Source organism: Mesorhizobium sp. ORM8.1, from assembly GCF_053005525.2.
Map to the genome: position 1 here is coordinate 4,231,770 of NZ_CM132600.1, position 21,629 is coordinate 4,253,398.

The following is a 21,629-nucleotide window of genomic DNA, read 5'->3' on the forward strand; positions in this document are numbered from 1 at the left end:
GCCCCCTCTCTGTCCTGCCGGACATCTCCCCTCAAGGGGAGATTGGCAGTTCCGTCGACGGCGCTCGATCTTTTCAACGTTGAAAGTTGGCGAAGGCCGCCGTGACATCTGATCTCCCCCTTGAGGGGAGATGTCCGGCAGGACAGAGAGGGGGCCGCGCGCCGCCCCTCAACGCCGGCTCTAATCCGAAACCGGCGTGTTTTCGTCGACGTCGACGCGGAAATTGCCGTCCAGGATCTCGGCCTTCTTCTTCTCGACCAGGTCCTTCACATCCGCGGGCAGCGTCTTGTCGAATTTGTGGAAGGGCGCCAGGTACGAGCCGCCCTTGGCCATGCGCGAGAAGTCGCCATAATCCTGCGCGGTGAAGACACCGGCCTTGACCAGTTTGATCGCCTGCTCGACGGTCGGATACATGTCCCAGACCGGGCCGGTGATGACGGTGTCGGGGCCGAGGCTCGACTGGTCGGACATGTTGGAGATGGCGTAGATCTTCTTTTCGACCGCCGCCTCGATGACGCCGAAACGCTCGGCATAGATGACGTCGACGCCGGCATCGATCTGCGCCACGGCGGCTTCCTTGGCCTTGGGCGGATCGAAGAAGGAGCCGATGAAGGCGACCTTCTTCTTGACGTTCGGATTGACCTCCTTGGCGCCGGCAAAGAAGGCGTTGACCAGCCGGTTCACTTCCGGAATGCCCATGGCCGCAACGGCGCCGACCGTGCCCGACTTCGACATTTTTCCGGCGATCATACCGGACAGATAGGCCGGCTCGTGGATCCAGTTGTCGAAGACGCCGAAATTGGGCTCGGCCGGGCCGGCGCCGGAGCCGAACAGGAAGGCGGTTTTCGGGAATTGCTTAGCCGTGCGGCGCGATTCACGCTCGGCGGCGAAGGCGTCGCCGAGCACCAGCTGGTAGCCGCCCTGCGCATATTCGCGCATGACGCGGCTGAAGTCGGCGGTCTGTACCTTCTCGGACCATTTGTAGTCGATGCCGAGTTCCTTCTGCGCCTTCAGCAAGGCGACATGGATCTGGTTGTCCCACGGCTCCTCGATCGGCGTGGCGAAGATCGCCGCCACCTTCACCTTCTTGTCCTTGGCAAAGGCCGCGCCCGGCAGGACGGAAGCGACGAGCCCAAGCACGCCAAGTTCCAGCACGTTGCGCCGCGACAGGTTCGCGCGTGGCATTTTGCTGCGTTCGTTTTCCATTGAAGTGCCCCTCTGTTCGACAGCCGTGTCGAGCCGGCTGTTCCAAAATGTCAGACGCCCGGACTATGGAACGATGCCTGAGTTTTGTCCACATGGTCAAATTTGGCTTGCCTTTGCGGGAAGCCGGGAAGGCTGGCGGGACAGAGGGGGCGCGAGGAACGCGGCCTAGCCGCCCTAGCCCTCCCAAGACCCCGTCTCGGCGAACCGCTTCAACAGCGGAGCCGACTCGAAAATAACCCGGCCGGTTTGGCGGTGCCAGTATTCCAGCCGTTCGACGATCTTGCCTGCCCCTTCAAGCCTTGCCCAGAACATCGGCCCGCCCTTGCCGATCGGGAAGCCGTAGCCGTTGACCCAGACGACGTCGATATCGGACGCGCGCGCCGCGATGCCTTCCTCGAGGATTTTCGCGCCTTCGTTGACCAGCGGATAAAGCGTGCGCTCGATGATTTCGTGCGCGCCGATCTCGCGTTTCTCGACGCCAAGCCCGGTCGCCTTGGCGCGGATCAGCGCCTCGACATCGGGATCGGCAATTGGTTCGCGCGCGCCGCCGTCATAGCGATACCAGCCGCGGCCGGTCTTCTGGCCGAAGCGGCCTTGCTCGCAGAGCGTATCGGCGATCGCCGCCGCCAGGCCGCGCGCCTTGCGATTGCGCCAGCTGATGTCGAGGCCGGCGAGATCGCCCATCTGGAACGGCCCCATAGGCCAGCCGAACTCGGTGAAGACCTTGTCGACCTGGCCCGGCGTGGCGCCTTCGAGCAGCAGGAATTCGTTCTCCGCGCTGCGCGCGGCCAGCATGCGGTTGCCGACGAAACCGTGGCAGACGCCGACGACGACCGGCACCTTGCCGATGCGGCGGGCAAGATCGGTCGCCGTCGCCAACGCATCGGGGGCCGTCTTTTCGGCGCGCACGATCTCCAGGAGCTTCATGACATTGGCCGGCGAGAAGAAATGCAGGCCCAGCATATCCTCTGGACGCGCGGTCGAGGCGGCGATCTCATTGACATCGAGATAGGAGGTGTTGGTGGCAAGGATCGCTCCTGGCTTGGCGACGGCATCGACCTTGCCGAACACTTCTTTCTTGACCGCCATGTCCTCGAAGACCGCTTCGACGATCAGGTCGCAATCTGCCAGATCGGCATAGTCGGTGCTGGCCTTGAACAGGCCGAGCCGCTTCTGCTTGGCTTCCTCCGTCAGCGAGCCGCGGCTGACCGAGACGGCATAATTCTTCTCGATCATAGCCAGTCCGCGCCGCAGCGCCTCCTCGCTGGTTTCCAGCACGGTCACCGGGAAGCCGCCATTGGCGAAAGCCATTGCGATGCCGCCGCCCATCGTGCCGGCGCCGATGATGCCGACGCGGGCAATCCTTCGCTTCTGCACATCCTTGCCGGGGATCTTCGCCGCCTCGCGCTCGGCAAAGAACAGATGCCGCTGCGCGCGCGACTGGTCGCCGGAAACGAGTTTCAGGAAGAGCTGGCGCTCGGCGGCCAGCGCCGCGTCGAAAGGCAAAATGATCGCGTTGCGGACAGCCTCGGCGCAGGCAAGCGGCGCCTCGAGCCCGCGCGCTTTCCTGGCAAGGTCCGCCGCCTGGGCATCGAAAGCGGCAAGATCGGTTTCGGCCAGACGGTCATTGCGGTCACGCACGGGCGCGAATGTTTCATCCCGGTCCGCCATTTCGCCGGCGAAACGAACTGCCTGCGGCAACAGATCTCTCTCGAAAACCACGTCGACAAGACCGGCCGTCTTTGCCTCGCTGGCCGAAATCGGGGTTCCGGAAACGATCATGCCAAGCGCCTTTGCGGCGCCGACCAGGCGCGGCAGCCGCACCGTGCCGCCACCACCCGGCAGCAGCCCGAGTTTCACTTCCGGCAGGCCAAGCTTGGCGCCCTGATCGGCGACTCGGAAATGGCAGCCGAGCGCCAGTTCCAGGCCGCCGCCCAGCGCCGTGCCGTGGATCGCCGCAACCGTCGGCTTGGCGATCGTGTCCAGCAAGGCGATGATCGCGCGCAGCTCCGGCTGCTCGACCGGCTTGCCGAATTCGGTGATGTCGGCGCCGGCGACGAAAGTCCGCCCGGCACAGGCGATGACGATCGCCTTGGCGGCGGGATCGCCGCGCAGCGCGGCAAGCGCCTCATAAAGCGGTTTGCGGACATGGAAACTCAGCGCGTTGACCGGCGGATTGTCGATGGTGACCACCGCCACGCCGTTGTCGTTTGCGACGCTGACAAAATTGGACAAGCGGAACCCTCCGAGATCTGCGATCGGACACGGGTTTACTAGGCGAGCTCGCGAATGGGAACCCGATGCGGCTTTGGCCTAACGAGTTGGAGGCCCGCGGCTCCGTCTCGGCCGAGCCGACCTTTCACGGTCGAGGTGACTGGCGTTCTGCCGAGGGCCTGCTGGCTGGTCAGTTATCCACCCGGCCGAAGTCCGGCACGCTGCCGATGACCTCGCGCTTGTCTTTGCCGCAGGCGAAAGTCTTGGCCTTCTCGTCGGCGAGCTTGCGCGCCTGGTCGTTGGCCTGCGGGTTGCCGGTGGCCAAAACCAGGCCGATCGTGCAGCCCTCATGTTGCTCGGGCTGCGCCACCTTGGCCACGACCAGCACGTCGATCGACTTTTTCTCGTCCTCGGGATTGCTGACGGAGCGGCGGTGGATGGCGGCGTAGGGGACGGCGATGTCGCCCTTGGTCTCGATGCGCCATTCGACCTTCCGCCCGGAGCCGTTGAAGGCGGAGAAGCTCTCCCAGACGGCGGTCATGTCGTCGGAGGGAAAGCCGTAATAGACGGATTCGCGCGCATCGTCGTAGTTGATCAGCACCGGATAGCCACGATAGCCGGAGCAGACGAGGTTTGCCCAGTCGCCGTCGCCCTGTTCGGCTTGCGCATAGGTCACGCAATCCGTCTTCGAGTCGAGATCGGTGTAGGCGCTGGCGATATCGCCGGCATGAGCTGCCTGGCAGAACCCGGCGAGAGCAAGCGGGATCAGAAGAGCACGCATGGCGAACGTCTCCGGCCGAAGTCGCCTTGAGCGTAGCGCCAATTGCTATTTCTTCAAGCTGGCTTCGATCAACAGGTCGGCGTTGCGGGCGACGGCGGCCGCCGGTCCGCCCAGGCCGAAGAGCTGGCCGCTGATATAGGCGCCCTCGATCAAGAGCAGCAGGCCGTCGCCAAGTGTGTCGGCATCGGGCGCGCCCATCGCGGTTGCCATGGCGCGCAGGCGCCGGCGCAATTCCAGTTTGTTGTTCTCGCTGACGACGCGTGCCGGATGGCCATGTTCGGGATATTCGACCGCGGCGTTGGTCATGCCGCAGCCGCGATAGTCGGGTTTCTGCGTGCGTTTGCCGACGCGTGTCAGGAAGGCGATGATCTGCGCGCGCGGATCGCCCGGATGCGCGTCGACAGCCTCGTCGAAGCGCTCCCAGAACTCGAGATCGTATTTGCGCAGATAAGAGGCGGCGAGCTCGTCCTTGGACGGGAAGCTGCGATAGAGGCTCGGCTTGGTGACGCCGGCGCGCCTGACGATCTCGTCGACGCCGATCGCCCTGATGCCTTCGCGATAGAAGAGATCGAACGCCACGTCCAGAATCTTGTCCGCCGCCTTCGGGACCGGGGCACCGCTCAACGACGCATCAATTTTCTTGTCCGATGACATGCAAACAACTCGCTTGACAATGTTACTGACCGGTACGTATGTATGGCGACACCTCATTGCAACGTACCGGTCAGTAACATGATAGCTCAGTCTCGTCCGTTTGGCCAGCGCTACGCCTTTGTCGTCGTCGCCGTCATTTTCTTCTGCCTGCTGATCGCGGCCGGGCTGCGCTCTGCCCCCTCGGTCATGATGGTGCCGCTGGAAGAGAGCTTCGGCTGGCGCCGTGACGTGACCTCCTGGGCCGCCAGCGTCGGCATCCTGCTCTACGGCCTGACTGGCCCGTTCGCCGCGGCGCTGATGGAGCGCGTGGGCATGCGCCGCACGCTGCTCGGCGCTTTGCTGGTGATGTCGGGCTCGACCGCGCTCAGCCTGTTCATGACGCAGCCCTGGCATCTCTTCCTGACCTGGGGCGTGTTTTCCGGCATCGGCTCGGGCGCGGTGGCGAGCGTGCTTGGCGCGACCATCGTCAACCGCTGGTTCAAGACCAATCGCGGCCTGGTGATGGGACTGATGTCAGCTTCCAGCGCCACCGGCATGCTTATCTTCCTGCCGCTGATCGCTTCGCTGGCGCAGAGCGGCGGCTGGAAGCCTGTCGCCATTGCAGTGGCGGTGGCGACGGCCGCCTTGATACCGTTCGTGCTCCTGCTGGTGCCCGAGCGTCCGGCCTCGATCGGCCTGGTGCGCTATGGCGCCGATGCCGATGACGTGCCGCCGGTGTCGCCGGCATCGCAGGGCAATTTCCTGGCGCATACGCTGAACACGCTGCGCCGCGCCGCCGGCACGAGGGTGTTCTGGTATCTGTTTGCCACCTTTTTCATCTGCGGCTTCACCACCAACGGCCTGGTCGGCACGCATCTCATCGCCTTCTGCGGCGACATGGGCATCCCCGAAGTAAAGGCGGCCGGGTTGCTGTCGCTGATGGGCATTTTCGACCTGATCGGCACGACTTTGTCCGGCTGGCTCACCGATCGCTTCGATCCGCGCAAGCTGCTCGGCGTCTACTATGCCATCCGCGGCCTGTCGTTGATCTACCTGCCTTATTCCGGCTTTTCGGGGACCAGCCTGATCATCTTTGCCGTGCTCTACGGGCTCGACTGGATCGCCACCGTGCCGCCGACGCTCAGGCTCGCCAATGAAGCCTTCGGCGACCGCAGCGGGCCGATCGTGTTCGGCTGGATCGTCGCCGGCCACCAGATCGGCGCGGCGGCGGCCGCGGCCTTCGGCGGCACGATGCGCGAGCTGCAGGGCAATTACGAGCTGGCGTTCCTGATCGCCGGCATGACGGGAATTGCGGCGGCCTGTATTTCGCTGCTGATCAATACCAGCAGGCCGGTGTTCGATCCCGAGCCGCAGGTGGCTTGAGCGCGGCTGCTGAGCGCTAATCTCCCCTCTTGAGGGGGAGATGGCCGCAAAGCGGCCAGAGGGGTCGGTCCGACCAGGCTCGGCCTTTTATTGCAGGCGAAGGAGGTCGGCGCTCCACGCGAGACGACCCCCTCTGTCGCCTTCGGCGACATCTCCCCCTCGAGGGGGAGATCACGCGCCTGTTCACTGTTATCAAAAATTCATGGTTCCGAGACACGCCTGAAACATTGAGGCTGGAGCTTGGCGGTCCCGTTCAATGCGATCCCGGAGACAGCCATGAACAAGCTTTCCCTTACCCGCCGCGCTTTCGTCACTTCGGCGAGCGCCTTCGGCCTTGTCGGCGCCTCCGGGCTCGCGGTGCCTTATTATTCGCGCGCCAGCCAGCGGCCGGCCTTCACTCATGGCGTGCAGTCCGGCGACGTCGATGCCAATTCCGGTATGGTTTGGACACGCACCGATCGTCCAGCGCGTGTCATGTATGAAGTGTCGACGACCGAAAGCTTCACCAATGCCACCAGGCTTGCGAGCCTCGATACCTCGCCGGCCAGCGATTACACGGTCAAGCGTCTGCTCACCGATCTCGCTTCGGACCAGGACATCTTCTACCGCATGACGGCGGCCGACCTCTCCGACATCAATGTCGTCTCGGAGCCGATCGTCGGCCGCTTCCGCACCGCGCCGTCGTCCAAGCGCGATGTGCGCTTCGCCTGGTCGGGCGACACCGCCGGCCAGGGCTGGGGCATCGACGAAACCGGCATGAAGACCTATTCGACCATCGCCAAGCACACGCCGGACTTCTTCCTGCATTCCGGCGACACGATCTATGCCGACGGTGCGCTGAAAGACGAGGTCGACCTGCCCGGCGGCGGCAAGTGGAAGAACGTCGTCGTCATCGACGGCAAGCGCAAGGTCGCCGAGACGCTGGACGAATACCGCGACCAGTGGAAGTACAACATGATGGACAAGCATGTGCTGGGCCTCAGCGCCGTCTGCCCGACCTTCTACCAGTGGGACGACCATGAGGTGCTGAACAACTGGTCGGACTCGAAGAACCTCACCGCCGACGACCGCTACAAGGAAAAGTCGATCCATGTGCTGGCCGCGCGGGCGGCGCGCGCCTTCCACGAAATGACCACCATCCGCTACGAGCCGTCGGAGCCGGGCCGCGTCTACCGCAAGATCTCGCATGGGCCGCTGCTCGACGTGTTCTTCCTCGACATGCGCTCCTATCGCGGCCCGAACGGTCCGGATCTGGAGGAAACGCTGACGCCGAAGTCGCGCATGATCGGCGAGGAGCAGTCGAAGTGGCTGAAGCGCGAACTTGCCAACTCCAAGGCGACGTGGAAGATCATCGCAGCCGACATGCCGCTCAGCCTCGTCGTCTGGGACGACGCGGCAAAGAAGGTCGGCTTCGAGGCCGTCAGCAACAACGACAATGGCGCGCCGAAAGGCCGCGAGCTCGAATTCGCCGATGTGCTGCGCTTCATCAAGAATGCCGGCATCACCAACACGGTGTGGCTGACCGCCGACGTGCACTACACGGCGGCGCATTACTACAACCCCGACAAGGCGCAGTTCCAGGATTTCAATCCGTTCTGGGAATTCGTCTCCGGTCCGATCCATGCCGGCACGTTCGGCCCGAACGATCTCGACATGACTTTCGGGCCGGAGCTGAAGTTCATCAAGGCGCCGACGGCCGAGCAGGGCCAAAACCTGCCGCCATCGGCCGGCCTGCAGTTCTTCGGGCTGGTCGACATTTCAGGCGCCACCGAGCAGCTCACGGTGCGGCTGATGGATCGCGACGACAACGAACTCTACAAGGTCACGCTTGATCCGGTGCGGTCGGCCTAGGCAGCCTCAGGTCAATCCGGGTAGCAGGCTCTCGGAATGTTCGGCCAGACTGCGTTGTCGCAGCCTGCGTCCTTCTGGCGCTGCTTGAAGGCGGCGCTGACCGGGCCGGTGACGACCGGGTCGACGCCGTCAGGGGCGTCGGCGAACATCTGTTCGGCGGTCCGGGCGTCGTCGGGGCGCGCCGGATTGGCCTCCCGCAGCACGGCCGCCGACTGCGCGGCGCCCGCCGCAACCAGCATGGCAAGCGATGCCCAGACGAAAACCGGACGCAATCTGGCGATATGATCGGTCATGAACATCGAACTGCCCGGCCCCTCAAAGGTTCCGCCTTGGTTAACAGAATCATTTCACACCAAGACGTTTAAGAATCAGTGACCATTTATTTGGGGAAGGGCCTCCCCTTTCGCATTTGCGAAAAACCCTGTATGAGCCGCGCAACCGAAAAAGGCGGCGCTTTTGGGCCTGCTGCCTGCAACGTTCCCGAGACCAGATAAAATGAACCTTCGTAATATCGCGATCATCGCGCACGTCGACCATGGCAAAACCACTCTCGTCGACCAGCTCCTGAAGCAATCCGGATCTTTCCGCGACAACCAGCGCGTCGCCGAGCGCGCCATGGATTCCAACGACCTGGAAAAGGAGCGCGGCATCACCATCCTGGCCAAGGCGACCTCGGTCGACTGGCATGGCACCCGCATCAACATCGTCGACACGCCCGGACACGCCGATTTCGGCGGCGAGGTGGAGCGTATCCTGTCGATGGTGGATTCGGCCATCGTTCTGGTCGACGCCGCCGAAGGACCGATGCCGCAGACCAAGTTCGTCGTCGGCAAGGCACTCAAGGTCGGCCTGCGGCCGATCGTCGTCATCAACAAGATCGACCGTCCGGACGCCCGCCATGTCGAGGTGGTCAACGAGGTGTTCGACCTTTTTGCCGCGCTCGACGCTACCGACGAGCAGCTCGACTTCCCGATCCTCTACGGTTCGGGCCGCGACGGCTGGGTTTCCGAGAACCCCGAAGGTCCGAAGGACCAGGGCCTGGCGCCGCTGTTCGACCTCGTCATCAAGCATGTGCCGGCGCCGACCGTGCATCCCGGCCCGTTCCGCATGATCGGCACCATCCTGGAAGCCAACCCGTTCCTTGGCCGCATCATCACCGGCCGCATCGAGAGCGGCACGCTGAAGGCCAACCAGGCGGTCAAGGTGCTGCATCATGACGGCACCCAGGTCGAAACCGGCCGTATCTCGAAAATCCTCGCCTTCCGTGGCCTCGAACGGCAGCCGATCGAGGAAGCCCAGGCGGGCGACATCGTCGCCATCGCCGGCCTGTCCAAGGGCACCGTCGCCGATACATTTTGCGATCTGGCGGTGACCGAGGCGCTGCATGCGCAGCCGATCGATCCGCCGACGGTGACGATGTCGTTCCTGGTCAACGACAGCCCGCTTGCCGGTACCGAGGGCGACAAGGTGACCAGCCGCGTCATCCGCGACCGGCTGCTGCGCGAGGCCGAAGGCAATGTGGCGCTGAAGATCGAGGAATCGCCGGATAAGGATTCCTTCTTCGTCTCGGGCCGCGGCGAATTGCAGCTCGCGGTGCTGATCGAGACGATGCGCCGAGAAGGTTTTGAGCTCGCCGTGTCGCGTCCGCGCGTCGTCATGCAGAAGGGCGAGAATGGCGACCTGCTGGAGCCGGTCGAGGAAGTCGTCATCGACGTCGACGAGGAGCATGCCGGCGTCGTCGTGCAGAAAATGTCGGAACGCAAGGCCGAGATGGTCGAACTGCGCCCCTCGGGCGGCAACCGCCAGCGCTTGGTCTTCCATGCGCCGACGCGCGGCCTGATCGGCTACCAGTCGGAACTTTTGACCGACACGCGCGGCACCGCGGTGATGAACCGCCTGTTCCATGCCTATGAGCCCTACAAGGGCGAGCTGCCTGGGCGCACCAACGGCGTTTTGATCTCAAACGAGCAGGGCGAATCGGTCGCCTACGCCATGTGGAACCTGGAAGACCGTGGTCCGATGATCATCGATCCGGGCGTCAAGGTCTATCAGGGCATGATCATCGGCATCCATAGCCGTGACAACGATCTCGAAGTGAACGTGCTCAAGGGCAAGAAGCTCACCAACATCCGCGCCGCAGGCAAGGACGAGGCGGTGAAGCTGACGCCGCCGATCCGCATGACGCTGGAGCGCGCGCTGGCCTGGATCCAGGACGACGAACTGGTCGAGGTGACGCCGAAGACCATCCGCCTGCGCAAGCTCTACCTCGACCCGAACGAGCGCAAGCGCTTCGAGAAGGCCACCAAGGTGATGGGCGCGGCTTAACAGGCCGCCTCAAACCTGCGTCGCGAGCGGGCGCACCACGATCTCGTTGACGTCGACGTCGGCCGGCTGTTCGATCGCGAATTGGATGGCGCGGGCGATCGCATCGGGCGCGATTGCTATCTTGCGGTAGGATTGCATTCGCTCGCGTGCGACCGGGTCGCTGATCGCGTTGGCGAGTTCCGACCTGACCACGCCCGGATAGACGCAGGTGCAGCGGATCCTGTCGCTTTCCTTGCGCAGCCCCTCGGAGATCGCCCGCACGGCAAACTTCGTCGCCGCGTAGACGGCGGCCGTCGGCTGGACGACGAAACCGCCGACCGACGAGACGTTGACGATGTGGCCATGGCCCTGGGCCTCCATCCGCGGCAGCACCGCCGCTATGCCATGGAGAACGCCACGCATGTTGACATCGATCATCCAGTTCCACTCGTCGATCTTGAGAGCGGACAATGGCGAGAGCGGCATCACGCCGGCATTGTTGACCAGCACGTCGACTTGTCCGAACTCCGACACGGCGAAGGCGGCGAACGCCTCCATCTCGTCGCGATCGGCGACATCGAGGCTGCGGAAACGGACAATGCCGCCAGCCTTCTCGATATCGGCAGCGATCGCCTGGAGACGCTCGGTGCGGCGAGCGCCCATCACCACGCGGGCACCGTTCGCGGCAAGGTGACGAGCCGTTGCCTCGCCGATGCCGCTCGACGCTCCGGTGATGAGGACGACCTTGTCGTTCAATCCAGTCATGGGAATCTCCTATACATTCGGCGTGTGGATCCCGCCTCGGTCGATAATTTAAGGCTTCGTTCAGCATGCGATCAGGCGCTATGATCGAAATGAGCCGTTGAGCAGAATGGGATGATGAGCCGGGGCAATCTCGATGATCTGGCGGCCTTTGCCACTGTAGCCCGGCTGCGAAGCTTCACCCGCGCCGCGGCCGAGCTGCGGCGCTCGACCTCCGCGCTCAGTCACACGATCAAGGGGCTCGAGGCGCGCCTCGGGTTCCGGCTTCTCCAGCGCAACAGCCGCAGCGTGTCGGTGACGGCCGCCGGAGAGCGTCTGCTGCTGACGCTCGATCCCGCGCTTGCCGAGATTGGCGTTGCACTGGACGAGTTGGGCCGCGAACGCAACCTTGTATCGGGCACCGTGCGGCTTACGGCCACGCGCCATGCCTACGAGACGGTGATTCGCCCCGTTTTGCCGGGGTTCATGGCGGATCATCCCGAGGCCAAGGTGGAGGTGTTGATCGACTACCAGCTTCGCGACATCATCGCCGAGCGGTTTGATGCCGGCATCCGGCTTGGCGAGAAGCTTGAGCAAGACATGGTTGCTGTCAGCGTCGGCCCGCAGCTGCGGATGGCCGTGGTCGCTTCGCCCTCCTACCTCGACAGGCACCCCGCTCCTCAAACACCGCAGGACCTGACAGGGCATCGCTGCGTAAACTATCGGATGATGGCTTCTGGCCAGACTTATGCCTGGGAATTCGAGCAGGACGACCGCTCACTCGACATCAAGGTCACTGGTTCGCTCACCTTCAACGAGCCAGAACTCATGCTGGAAGCCGCGCTCGATGGGCTCGGCATGGCGTATGTTCTCCAGGAACAGGCGCGGGCCTACATCGCCGCGGGGCGCCTCATCCAGTTGCTGGCTGACTGGACGCCGCCCTTTCCCGGATATTTCCTCTACTACCCGTCGCGCAAGCAGATGCCGCCGGCCCTTACCGCCTTGATTGCCGCGCTGCGGCGCGCCCGGTCGGAGCGCGCCGCAGCCGCCGATGCCTGATGCCGGTCCGCTATACGGATATGCCTGGTACGAAAACCCGGACCATCGGTTCGAATCACGTGCCGGCAGTCCGGATGATCTCTTCCCTGTCGGGGTGGCCGGCAAGGTCGATCACGATCCTCGCCCCATCCCGGACCGGCTTGCGCAACGCCCTGGCGCCTTCCGGCTCGACGATCAGCGATCCCCGCTCTTCCAGCGCCTGAAGCCGCGAGCGCGAGATGCCGAGTTCGTTGGCAAGCAGCCGATCGAGCCGCAGCGACGTCGGCATTTCCAGCCCAAGCTGGAGCTCCAAGGCTAGCGTGCTTTCCCTGATGCCGCCGAGCACCCGCTTGCGCACGCCGACATTGGGGAACTCCTCGACGCGCCCCACTTGGTGGCGCAGGGCAACGACATCGAAAGCATGGCGCCGCGCCAGCGCAGGATCATTGCTTTCAAGGGCTGCAAGCAGCGCCGGCTCGATGTCGCGGCGGCTGCAGCGCTCGAGAATGGCGAAATTCCAGGAATTGTCGCAGTCGACGCAGCGGTAGATCAACCACACGTCGATGCGTTTGCCATTGGCATTGATGCGGAATTTCCCGCTGCAGCGATACGCCTTCACGGCGCCGCAGCGATTGCAGTTGATGAGAGGTCGAGGTGTGATTGCGGGCGCGATCCTCCAATGGATGCGCAAGGTAGAAGACATGCCGGTAGGCCCTTCCCATCGGGAAGTTCATCAGGCCGGCGATGTCGAGATGCCCATATGGACACGGCGTGGCGGTAGGCTGCGGGATTGTGAAGTCAGGTGTCGCCGGCGGAAAGCGCGCGACAGCGGTTCAGCAGTGCCAAACCGGTCTCGAACCGCCGCCCAGAGGAACACATGAAAATGAAACCAGGCATCGCGATGCGGCGCCATCAGGTGTGTCGGGGAGTTGACGAGACCGGTGGTTACGTAGGCAAAGTGAAGCTCGAAAATTGTTCCGCGACGGCCCTTCTAGCTGCGAGACGCGGAAACGGCAAGGGACTTCGCAAGCCTGGGTTCCTCGCCCCACGGGAGTGGGGAGGTGGCTCGGCGAAGCCGAGACGGAGGGGGAAGTCTCGGCGTTCGCAAGAATTTGGCGCAAATCACCAGCGCCGCTGGCCCCTCTCCGACCGCTTCGCGGCCACCTCTCCCCCGCTTTGCGGGGGCGAGGAATCAAGCCTTGGTATGCCAGCGCCAATGGCCCGTGTCGGGTTGCCTTTGCCAGAACCCCAGCTCTCGAGTATTTGTGGTTGATCGAGCCCCTGACGCAGAGACCCCCGCCATGCACCTGACATCGCTGCTCATCTTCGCCGCCGCCCTCTTCGTCGCGGCCGGTTCGCCTGGGCCGTCTATCGCGGCCCTCGTGGCGCGGGTGATCTCGAAGGGTTTTCGCGATGTGTTTCCGTTCCTGCTCGCGATGTGGATCGGCGAAGGCATCTGGCTGTCACTGGCGGTGTTTGGGCTGGCGGTGGTGGCGCAGACCTTCCATTACGCTTTTGTCGTCGTGAAATGGGTGGGTGTCGCCTATCTCGCCTATCTGGCGTTCAAGATGTGGACAGCGCCGGTCGACGCCAGGGAAGGCGAAATGCCGCGCGAGGATTCTCCGCTCAAATTGTTCTTCGCCGGCATGGCGGTAACATTGGGCAACCCGAAGATCATGATGTTCTATCTGGCGCTGCTGCCGACCATCATCGATCTCGCTTCTGTGAGCGTGGTCGGCTGGGTCGAGCTGACGGTCACCATGGCTATCGTGCTGGTCGTCATCGACCTTGCCTGGGTGCTGGCGGCGTCGCAGGCGCGCAAGCTCCTGAAGAGCAAGCGCGCCATGAGGATCGCCAACCGCGTCAGCGCCACCACGATGGCCGGTGCTGCCGCGGCAATCGCCGCACGCTGAAGCCTTTTTGTTTGGCGCAATTCCCGACGGAGGGCTACGGCGAAGTCGCCGAACTCGACCGTTTCACACTTTTCTTGGAATTGCTCATTTCGGCAGCACGCCGGCCGTTGGGGCGGCCGCACTCTTCGGCGGCTGTGGTCCGCCGGGAAAGAATTTCGCGGCCGGATTTTCCTGCATAAAGTCATAGGCGACCATGCCGAGCGGCTGCTTTTGCCGTTCCGATGCCGCCTGGTGCCAGGGGATGATCTGGCGCAGCGCCGCAAGCGCCGCTGTCGGCGCGTCGCCGAATTTCCGCTCAGGGTTCTGCGCCTTGCGGATCTCCATCCAGTAGCTTGCCGTCAACAGGTCCTGCGCCACGAGGTGAAACGACACGTCCACCGCCTCGCGGGCGCGCTGCGTCTTGATGCGGGTCTGCGCCTCGAGATCCTCGACGGTGGCGACGATGGCCTGGCCGTTCGGCGTCACCGGCGCGCCGAGGTCGGCCAGTTCCTGCCACAGATCGGTCGGCAGATAGCCATCGAAGCCCGGTATGTCCTTGCGCTCATCGGGTTTCAGCACGTCGGCCGGCTTGACCACGGTGAAGAAGGGGTTGCGGAAGCGCTCGATGCGCTGCGCGACGGCAACGCCGAGATTGGTCAGGGCATTGGTCAGAGCCTCGACCTGGTTGGCCATCGGATAGGGGTCCCAATTGGCGTTGGAGAAGATGTAGCCCGACTTGCCGTTACTCAGCTTGCCGCCCTTGATGTAGTATTTCATGAATTGCGGTGTACTCAGCTCCGGCGAACTTTGCGGCGTCAAGCCGGGCAGCACAGCCGGGTTGTGATCCGAGGCATTGATGGAAAGCAGCACGGAATCGCGCAGATCCGCCCAAGCCTGCCATGCCGAACCCTGGCGCTGGCTGGAGGCGCGCATGCTTTCCGGATCCTGAATGATGCGGGCAGGATCCTCGTCGAACAGATAGCTGCCCTTGATCATGTCCATGACCCGGGCGGCGTCCCAGGTCAGCCAGGGATAGGGCCGCATCGACTGCACCGGGGCCGAAATCGGCGTCACGCTGGAGTTCATGCCGTTGAGACCCATGGCGTAGCTGAGGTCGGTCCACTCCAGCAGGTTTCGAGCATCCTCGAGCAGGAGCACTGCCTGCGCCTGCGCGTAGGCGTTGGTGCTGATCAGCGCCGCCTGGTCGACGGCGAAAGGTTCGAGCGGCTTCAGGCCGGCTTGCGACAGGGCTTGCGCGGCGGGCATGCGAACGCCGTTGAGATAGGCGTCGCCTTCGCCGACCATGGCGGCGCCGATGTTGCCGAGCGTCGCCAGATCGCCTTCGCCAAGCGTGCCGCGCGACTGCACGACAGGCGTCACGCGCTTGTTCAGCATATCGACAAGCATATGCGTCAGCTGCGGGCTCGCCGCCTCGTAGGACATGGTGTTGGCGCGGATCGCCATGATGGCGCGCACCAGCGCTTCTTCCTGCAGCTCCGGTCCGTAGCCGCGGTTCACGCCCCCCTTGAAGCGGGCAAGCTGCTGGTCCTGGAGAAGCTTCGTGTTTTCGGGCGAGGTCGGATCGCCGGAAAAGATCACCGTTTCGCGCTGATCACCGGCGCCGCGGTTGAACCAGTAGATCGTCACCCCTTCGGCAGCGCCTTCCAGCAGCAGGCCATAGGCGTCGGCTGAGCGTTGCAGCGCCTCCGGGCTGAGCTCGACCTTGGCGCCATGGCGCGCAATGTCGATGACCTGGTCGATGGTCAGGTCATGCCCCGTCAGCGTTACCGTCTTGCTGGCGGCCGTCTCGAAAATGGGTTGGTAGACCGTCGACGCCTCGAAGGCCCGTGCCGGCGACGCGGCGAGACCGGCTATGAGAGTGAGGGCGCAGAGAAAGAGTTTGGGCCTGGCAATTCGGTCCAGCATGACGGCTCCCATCCGAGGGTTCAGGAACGAGTTCACCCATTGGAAATTTTATTTCCTGAAAAGACTAGCTGCTCGAATGGACCTGTCAACGCAGGATGGCCGCAGGACCGACGGAGATGGCAGCGTGGCCCTATCGGGCCATGGTGTGGTACTCGGCGTTCGGCCGCATGTCGATCGCGGCGGCCACGCGGTTGGACATGTTGAAGAAGGCAGAGGTCGAGGCGATGTCCCAGATGTCGCGGTCGGAGAAGCCGGCGTGGCGCAAGGCTGCTCGGTCGGCCTCGACGATTTTAGCCGGCTCTTCGGTCAGCTTGACTGCGAATTCGAGCATCGCCGTCTGCTTCGGTGAAAGATCGGCGGCGCGGAAATTCATCACCATCATCTCGCCCAGCGCCGGCTCGCCCGACAACTGGCGCACGGCCGCGCCATGCGCGGTCAGGCAGTAGAAGCAGTGGTTTATCGAGGACACCACCACGGCGATCATCTCGCGCTCGAGCTTCGACAGGCCGGAATCGCCCAGCATCAAATCGTTGTACATGTCGGTGAAGGCGCGCAGCTTCTTCTCGTCGAAGGCATAGGCTTTGAGCACATTGGGCACGAGGCCGAGCTTCTCCTGGCATTTGGCGAAATAGGCCTTGGTCGCCTCGCTGAGCTCCGCCTGGACCAGGTCGAGCGCGGTGATTTTGCCGGTCATGTCTCATTCTCCTCGCACATGCGGATGGCGGTCTTCGGCCGGTCACGCGATTTTTCTTGCGGCGCCGTCAAACCTTTGTCGCCAAACAGCGGTCATCTGGCTACCATAGCCGCAAAAGCATGCCACGGGAGGGAGTTAGCGTCATGGCCAGCGTGAAATCCAAGCCGAAGAAAAAGCCGGCGCCGCCGCCAAGGCGGAGGAGAGACCCGCAAGGCTTGCCGACTACCTGCTTGCCCGCGCGCCGGCCGAAGACGTTGCCGTCTATGACGCGGCCGACCTCGAACGCGCCGCCGAGCTCGCCGGCCGGGCGGTCGCCGCCCATAAAAAGGGCGAGAGCGTCGTCGCCGTGGAAGCCGATCCAGGCGTTGCCTGCAACGGCAGACCGGTATCGGTGATCACCGTCGTCAACGACAACATGCCGTTCCTGTTCGATTCGATTCTCGGCGAAATCACCGAGACATCGGGTGAGCCGACGCTGGTCACTCATCCGATCGTCACCGTCCGCCATGGCAAGTCCGGCGTCGAGGTGCTTAGCGACAGCGGCAAGGAGGACGATGATCATGACCGATTGAGCGTCGTCCATGTCCATATTCCCCGGCTGACCGTCGAGCAGGCGGCAAATCTCACCGAGCGGCTGCGCAAGATGCTTAGCCAGGTGCGCGCCGCCGTCGTTGACTGGAAGCGCATGCTCGCCCGCCTCGACCAGGCGATTTCTGAATTCCGCTATTCGGCAGTGCCGCTCGACAAGAAGAGCGTCGCCGAGGCGATCGCCTTCCTCGAATGGCTGCGCGACGACAATTTCACCTTCCTAGGCATGCGCGAGTTCAGCTATGTCGGCGGCGAGGAAAGCGGCAATCTGGAGCGCGCCGAAAAGCCCGGTCTCGGCATTCTCTCCGATCCGGATGTGCTGGTGCTCAGACGCGGCACCGAAGCCGTGACGACGACGCCGGAAATCCGTGCCTTCCTGCACGGGCCGGAGCCGCTGATCGTCACCAAGGCCAACGCCAAGTCGCTGGTCCACCGCCGCATCTATCTCGATTATATCGGCATCAAGACCTACACCTCGAAAGGCGCGCTCGCCGGCGAGTTGCGCATCGTCGGCCTGTTCACCTCGACGGCCTACACGCGCTCGGTGATGAAGATCCCATACCTGCGCTCCAAGACCGAGACCGTGATCTCGAAATCCGGCTTCGATCCGCACGATCATTCCGGCAAGGCGCTGATCAACATCCTGGAAGGCTATCCGCGCGACGAGCTTTTCCAGGTGCCCATTCCCATCCTGCGCAAGCATGCCGTCGCCATTCTTGGCCTGATCGAACGGCCACGCGTCAGGGCACTCGTGCGTGTCGACCAGTTCGACCGTTTCGTCTCGATCCTCGTCTTCGTGCCGCGCGACCGCTATGACAGCGTCGTGCGCGAGAAGGTCGGCACCTATCTCAAAACCGTGTTCGAAGGCCGGCTGTCGGCCTATTATCCGGCCTTCCCCGAGGGCGGGCTGGCGCGCGTTCATTTCATCATCGGCCGCTCTGGCGGCAAAACACCCAAGGTCGAGCAGGCTACCATCGAAGCGGCGATCCGCGACATCGTCCGCACCTGGGAGGATGCCCTCTCCGACGCGGCGGAACAGGCAGGCAGCGATCCGGCGCTGAAAGCAATCGCGGCGCGCTTCCCCGAAAGCTACCGCGATTCCTTCTCGGCCGCCGTGGCGCTCACCGACGCCGGGCGTATTGCGGGGATCAACGCCGCCAACCCGATCGCCATCGACTATTATCGCCATGCCGACCAGAAGCCGCATCAGGCGGCGCTGAAGATCTACCATTTCGGCAGCCCGGTGGCGCTGTCGCGGCGCGTGCCGGTGCTTGAAAACATCGGCTTCCGCGTCATCAGCGAGCGCACGTTCGAGGTCGGCGAAGACGGCGGCGATACTGTCTTCGTGCACGACATGGAGCTGGAGAACAGCTACGGCAAGCCGATCGATCTGACTGACGGCGGCGCGCTGTTCGCGGACGCGTTCCTGTCGGTGTGGCGCGGCGACGTCGATAACGACGGCTATAACGGGCTTGCCCAGACCGCCGGTCTGTGGTCCGGCGAGATCACCATCCTGCGCGCCTATGGCCGCTATTTGCAGCAGGCCGGCATTCCGCAGAGCCAGGATTTCATCGCCGCCGCGCTCAACCGCTATCCGGAGATCGCGCGTGGTCTGCACGCGCTGTTCGTCGCCCGGCTCGGGCCGACGGCGGAGGGCGACGGCGTCGTCGCTGCCAAGCACCTCAAGGCTAAGATCAAGGATGCGCTGGAAGAGGTGCCCAACATCGATGACGACACCATCATCCGCCGCTACCTCAATCTGATCGAAGCCTCGCTGCGCACCAATCATTTCGTTGCCGATACGAAGGATAAGGGGCAGTCGCTGGCAATCAAACTCGACTCGCAGGCGGTCGAAGGACTGCCGGCGCCGCGGCCGTGGCGCGAGATCTTCGTCTACGGTTCGGAAGTCGAGGGCGTGCATCTGCGTTTCGGCCCGGTGGCGCGCGGCGGCCTGCGCTGGTCGGACCGCGCCCAGGATTACCGCACCGAGGTGCTCGGCCTGGTCAAGGCGCAGCAGGTCAAGAACGCCGTCATCGTGCCAGTCGGCGCCAAGGGTGGCTTCTATCCGAAGAAGCTGCCGATGAGCGCCGGCCGCGACGCGATCTTCGAAGCCGGCACCTCGGCCTACAAGAATTTTGTCTCCAGCCTGCTGTCGATCACCGACAATATCGGCGTCGACGGCGTTATTCCGCCGGCAGGTATTGTGCGGCGCGACAAGGACGATCCCTATTTCGTCGTCGCCGCCGACAAGGGCACGGCGACCTTCTCCGACACCGCCAACGCCATTTCGGAAAAGCATCACTTCTGGCTGGACGATGCCTTCGCCAGCGGCGGCTCGGCCGGCTACGACCACAAGAAAATGGGCATCACCGCCAAGGGCGCCTGGGAAGCGGTCAAGCGGCATTTCCGCGAAATCAACCGCGACATCCAGACCTCGCCCTTCACTGTCGTCGGCGTCGGCGACATGTCGGGCGACGTGTTCGGCAACGGCATGCTGTTGTCGCCGCAGACCAAGCTGATCGCTGCTTTCGACCATCGCGACATCTTCATCGATCCCGATCCGGACATGGCGGCCTCGATGGCGGAGCGGGTGCGCATGTTCGCGCTGCCGCGCTCGTCCTGGCAGGACTATGACCAGTCGAAGCTGTCGGAAGGCGGCGTCATCGTCTCGCGCAACCAGAAATCGATCACGCTGCCGGCAGCGGCAGCCGCCGCGATCGGGCTCGCCAAGACGACCGCGACGCCGGTCGAGATCATGAACGCCATCCTCAAGGCGCCGGTCGATCTTTTGTGGTTCGGTGGCATCGGCACCTATGTCCGGGGTTCGGGCGAAACCAACCAGGATGTCGGCGACCGCGCCAACGACGCCGTCCGCGTCACCGCGTTCGATTTACGCGCCAAGGTGATTGGCGAGGGCGCCAATCTCGGCGTCACACAGCGGGCGCGCATCGAGTTCGGCCTGAATGGCGGCCGCTGCAATTCCGACGCCATCGACAATTCGGGCGGCGTCAACTGCTCCGACGTCGAGGTCAACATCAAGATCGCGCTGGCCTCGGCCATGCGCAAGGGATCGCTGACGAGGCCGGCGCGCAACAAGTTGCTGGCTGAAATGACCGATGAAGTCGGCGCGCTGGTGCTGTCCAACAACTACCAGCAGACACTGGCGCTGTCCTTGGCGCGCAAGCGCGGTCTGGCCGACATCGCGCACCAGGCGCGGTTCATGACGGCGTTGGAAGCCCGCGGCCTGCTCGACCGCACGGTCGAGACGTTGCCCTCGCCAGCCGCTCTTGCCGAGCGCGAAGCGCGCGGCGAGCCGTTGACCAGGGCCGAGCTCGGCGTGCTGCTTGCCTATGCCAAGATCGTCTTGTTCTCCGACATGGTTGCCAGCGACGTGCCGGACGAACCGCATTTCGACCGCGACCTGATGGGCTATTTCCCGGAACGCATGGCGAAGGAGTTCGCCGGCGAGATCCGCGACCACAGGCTGCGCCGGGAAATCATCACGCGCGTCACCGCCAACGACCTCGTCAACCGCGGCGGCCCATCCTTCGTCAACCGGCTGCAGGAAGCGACAGGCCGCACCGTGGCCGACGTCGTGCGCACCTTCGCCGTGGTGCGGGACGGCTTCGCGCTGCCTTCGCTCTACAAGGAGATCGACGCGCTCGACAATCAGATCGACGGGCAGGTCCAGATCGACCTCTATCAGTCGATTAGCCGGCTTATCTTCGTGACGAGCGGCTGGTACCTGAAGAACGACACCGGCTCGGCGCCGCTGGCGCAGCGCATCGCCGAATTGCAGGACGCGCGCAAGACGCTGGAGCCGAAGTTCGTCTCGCTGCTGCCGGCCTTCTCGCGCGAGCGCATCGAGGAGCGTCGCCACGGGTTGTTCAAGGGCGGCGCGCCGGAGAAACTGGCCGAGAAGCTCGCTCTGACCGAGGTGGCCGAGCTGATCCCGGATGTCGCACTCACCGCGCGCATGGCCAACGCCGACATCGTCAACGCGGCCAAGGCCTTCTTTGCCGTCAGCGATGCCTTCCGCATCCCGCGCGTCGAGGAGGCAGCACGCTCGATCATGCCGCCGGACTATTATGACCAGCTGGCGCTGTCGCGCGCCACCGACACGATCGGCGCCGCGCGGCGCGGCATCGCGGTGGCGGCGCTGACCGCTCACGCCAAGGCAGCGGATCCGGTGGCAGCCTGGCTGGAAGCCGGAGGCGAGCGCGTCGCGCGCATCCGCGAGCGGCTGCAGGCGCTGACCGAAGGCGGCGACATCACAGTGTCGCGGCTGTCGGTGGCGTCGGGCCTGATGAGCGACCTGACGGGGATCTGAGTAAGGCCTGGTTCCTCTCCCCCACTGCGTAGGGGTGAGGAATCCAAG

General features: G+C 64.0%; 16 protein-coding genes. 6 read left to right on the top strand and 10 right to left on the bottom strand.

The genetic code is table 11. From position 1 onward, the window contains the following. Window positions 1-180: 180 nt before the first annotated feature. From ACVDG8_RS21295 to ACVDG8_RS21310, 4 genes are all read right to left on the bottom strand, one after another. A complete protein-coding gene (locus ACVDG8_RS21295; RefSeq protein ID WP_447256455.1) occupies window positions 181-1,185 on the bottom strand; it encodes a BMP family protein in 1,005 nt (334 codons plus the stop codon). A 195-nt stretch (window positions 1,186-1,380) separates the two neighbouring features. After that, a complete protein-coding gene (locus ACVDG8_RS21300; RefSeq protein WP_447256456.1) occupies window positions 1,381-3,441 on the bottom strand; it encodes a 3-hydroxyacyl-CoA dehydrogenase NAD-binding domain-containing protein in 2,061 nt (686 codons plus the stop codon). Between the two features lie 169 nt (window positions 3,442-3,610). Then, entirely contained in the window at window positions 3,611-4,201 is a 591-nt protein-coding gene (locus ACVDG8_RS21305) for a hypothetical protein (RefSeq protein WP_447256457.1), read from the bottom strand. A gap of 45 nt (window positions 4,202-4,246) precedes the next feature. Continuing rightward, window positions 4,247-4,855: a TetR/AcrR family transcriptional regulator gene (locus ACVDG8_RS21310; protein WP_447256458.1), complete on the bottom strand. Its 609-nt coding sequence runs from the start codon at window positions 4,853-4,855 to the stop codon at window positions 4,247-4,249. A gap of 78 nt (window positions 4,856-4,933) precedes the next feature. Here ACVDG8_RS21310 and ACVDG8_RS21315 point away from each other — a divergent pair, with 78 nt between their 5' ends. Together ACVDG8_RS21315 and ACVDG8_RS21320 are read left to right on the top strand one after the other, a co-directional pair. Continuing rightward, window positions 4,934-6,217 (top strand): MFS transporter, encoded by a 1,284-nt coding sequence (locus tag ACVDG8_RS21315; RefSeq protein ID WP_447256459.1) that lies wholly within the window; start codon window positions 4,934-4,936, stop codon window positions 6,215-6,217. Between the two features lie 276 nt (window positions 6,218-6,493). After that, window positions 6,494-8,068, top strand: a complete 1,575-nt coding sequence (locus tag ACVDG8_RS21320; RefSeq protein WP_447256460.1) for an alkaline phosphatase D family protein — start codon at window positions 6,494-6,496, stop codon at window positions 8,066-8,068. A gap of 11 nt (window positions 8,069-8,079) precedes the next feature. Here ACVDG8_RS21320 and ACVDG8_RS21325 read toward each other — a convergent pair whose 3' ends face one another. After that, the gene (locus ACVDG8_RS21325; RefSeq protein WP_447256461.1) at window positions 8,080-8,367 is read right to left on the bottom strand and encodes a hypothetical protein; all 288 of its coding nucleotides are present in this window, start codon (window positions 8,365-8,367) and stop codon (window positions 8,080-8,082) included. Between the two features lie 196 nt (window positions 8,368-8,563). On the opposite strand from ACVDG8_RS21325, the gene typA reads away from it, so the two are divergent. After that, the gene (gene typA, locus ACVDG8_RS21330) at window positions 8,564-10,393 is read left to right on the top strand and encodes a translational GTPase TypA (protein WP_447256462.1); all 1,830 of its coding nucleotides are present in this window, start codon (window positions 8,564-8,566) and stop codon (window positions 10,391-10,393) included. A 9-nt stretch (window positions 10,394-10,402) separates the two neighbouring features. On the opposite strand, the gene ACVDG8_RS21335 is transcribed toward typA, so the two are convergent. After that, the gene (locus ACVDG8_RS21335; protein WP_447256463.1) at window positions 10,403-11,137 is read right to left on the bottom strand and encodes an SDR family oxidoreductase; all 735 of its coding nucleotides are present in this window, start codon (window positions 11,135-11,137) and stop codon (window positions 10,403-10,405) included. A 111-nt stretch (window positions 11,138-11,248) separates the two neighbouring features. Here ACVDG8_RS21335 and ACVDG8_RS21340 point away from each other — a divergent pair, with 111 nt between their 5' ends. Beyond that, complete coding sequence (locus ACVDG8_RS21340; protein WP_447256464.1) at window positions 11,249-12,172, top strand: LysR family transcriptional regulator; 924 nt, start codon at window positions 11,249-11,251, stop codon at window positions 12,170-12,172. Window positions 12,173-12,227: 55 nt separating this feature from the next. Here ACVDG8_RS21340 and ACVDG8_RS21345 read toward each other — a convergent pair whose 3' ends face one another. Next, window positions 12,228-12,854: a DUF1062 domain-containing protein gene (locus ACVDG8_RS21345; protein ID WP_447256465.1), complete on the bottom strand. Its 627-nt coding sequence runs from the start codon at window positions 12,852-12,854 to the stop codon at window positions 12,228-12,230. A gap of 598 nt (window positions 12,855-13,452) precedes the next feature. Here ACVDG8_RS21345 and ACVDG8_RS21350 point away from each other — a divergent pair. Next, window positions 13,453-14,064, top strand: a complete 612-nt coding sequence (locus tag ACVDG8_RS21350) for a LysE family translocator (RefSeq protein ID WP_447256466.1) — start codon at window positions 13,453-13,455, stop codon at window positions 14,062-14,064. A gap of 84 nt (window positions 14,065-14,148) precedes the next feature. Here the strand turns inward: ACVDG8_RS21350 and ACVDG8_RS21355 are convergent, their stop codons facing one another. The 3 genes from ACVDG8_RS21355 to ACVDG8_RS21365 all read right to left on the bottom strand — a co-directional run bounded on the left by ACVDG8_RS21355 (window position 14,149) and on the right by ACVDG8_RS21365 (window position 16,985). Then, window positions 14,149-15,969: an aromatic amino acid ammonia-lyase gene (locus ACVDG8_RS21355; RefSeq protein ID WP_447256467.1), complete on the bottom strand. Its 1,821-nt coding sequence runs from the start codon at window positions 15,967-15,969 to the stop codon at window positions 14,149-14,151. A 130-nt stretch (window positions 15,970-16,099) separates the two neighbouring features. Further along, window positions 16,100-16,663: a peroxidase-related enzyme gene (locus ACVDG8_RS21360; RefSeq protein WP_447256468.1), complete on the bottom strand. Its 564-nt coding sequence runs from the start codon at window positions 16,661-16,663 to the stop codon at window positions 16,100-16,102. A 100-nt stretch (window positions 16,664-16,763) separates the two neighbouring features. Beyond that, window positions 16,764-16,985, bottom strand: coding sequence for a hypothetical protein (locus ACVDG8_RS21365; protein WP_447256469.1), 222 nt, complete (start codon window positions 16,983-16,985; stop codon window positions 16,764-16,766). Between ACVDG8_RS21365 and ACVDG8_RS21370 the strand changes: the two genes are divergently transcribed. Next, entirely contained in the window at window positions 16,890-21,581 is a 4,692-nt protein-coding gene (locus ACVDG8_RS21370) for an NAD-glutamate dehydrogenase (RefSeq protein ID WP_447257406.1), read from the top strand. The two genes, ACVDG8_RS21365 and ACVDG8_RS21370, sit on opposite strands and share 96 nt — an antisense overlap. Window positions 21,582-21,629: the final 48 nt, after the last annotated feature.

What these genes read in the sequence shown, in the direction of transcription:
- ACVDG8_RS21345 (WP_447256465.1), bottom strand. Translation starts at nt 12,854, where the DNA reads ATGTCTTCTACCTTGCGCATCCATTGGAGGATCGCGCCCGCAATCACA.
- ACVDG8_RS21305 (WP_447256457.1), bottom strand. Translation starts at nt 4,201, where the DNA reads ATGCGTGCTCTTCTGATCCCGCTTGCTCTCGCCGGGTTCTGCCAGGCA.
- ACVDG8_RS21340 (WP_447256464.1), top strand. Translation starts at nt 11,249, where the DNA reads ATGATGAGCCGGGGCAATCTCGATGATCTGGCGGCCTTTGCCACTGTA.
- ACVDG8_RS21365 (WP_447256469.1), bottom strand. Translation starts at nt 16,985, where the DNA reads ATGGGCGGCGACCGCCCGGCCGGCGAGCTCGGCGGCGCGTTCGAGGTC.
- ACVDG8_RS21350 (WP_447256466.1), top strand. Translation starts at nt 13,453, where the DNA reads ATGCACCTGACATCGCTGCTCATCTTCGCCGCCGCCCTCTTCGTCGCG.
- ACVDG8_RS21315 (WP_447256459.1), top strand. Translation starts at nt 4,934, where the DNA reads ATGATAGCTCAGTCTCGTCCGTTTGGCCAGCGCTACGCCTTTGTCGTC.
- ACVDG8_RS21310 (WP_447256458.1), bottom strand. Translation starts at nt 4,855, where the DNA reads ATGTCATCGGACAAGAAAATTGATGCGTCGTTGAGCGGTGCCCCGGTC.
- ACVDG8_RS21335 (WP_447256463.1), bottom strand. Translation starts at nt 11,137, where the DNA reads ATGACTGGATTGAACGACAAGGTCGTCCTCATCACCGGAGCGTCGAGC.
- typA (WP_447256462.1), top strand. Translation starts at nt 8,564, where the DNA reads ATGAACCTTCGTAATATCGCGATCATCGCGCACGTCGACCATGGCAAA.
- ACVDG8_RS21325 (WP_447256461.1), bottom strand. Translation starts at nt 8,367, where the DNA reads ATGTTCATGACCGATCATATCGCCAGATTGCGTCCGGTTTTCGTCTGG.
- ACVDG8_RS21355 (WP_447256467.1), bottom strand. Translation starts at nt 15,969, where the DNA reads ATGCTGGACCGAATTGCCAGGCCCAAACTCTTTCTCTGCGCCCTCACT.
- ACVDG8_RS21320 (WP_447256460.1), top strand. Translation starts at nt 6,494, where the DNA reads ATGAACAAGCTTTCCCTTACCCGCCGCGCTTTCGTCACTTCGGCGAGC.
- ACVDG8_RS21295 (WP_447256455.1), bottom strand. Translation starts at nt 1,185, where the DNA reads ATGCCACGCGCGAACCTGTCGCGGCGCAACGTGCTGGAACTTGGCGTG.
- ACVDG8_RS21360 (WP_447256468.1), bottom strand. Translation starts at nt 16,663, where the DNA reads ATGACCGGCAAAATCACCGCGCTCGACCTGGTCCAGGCGGAGCTCAGC.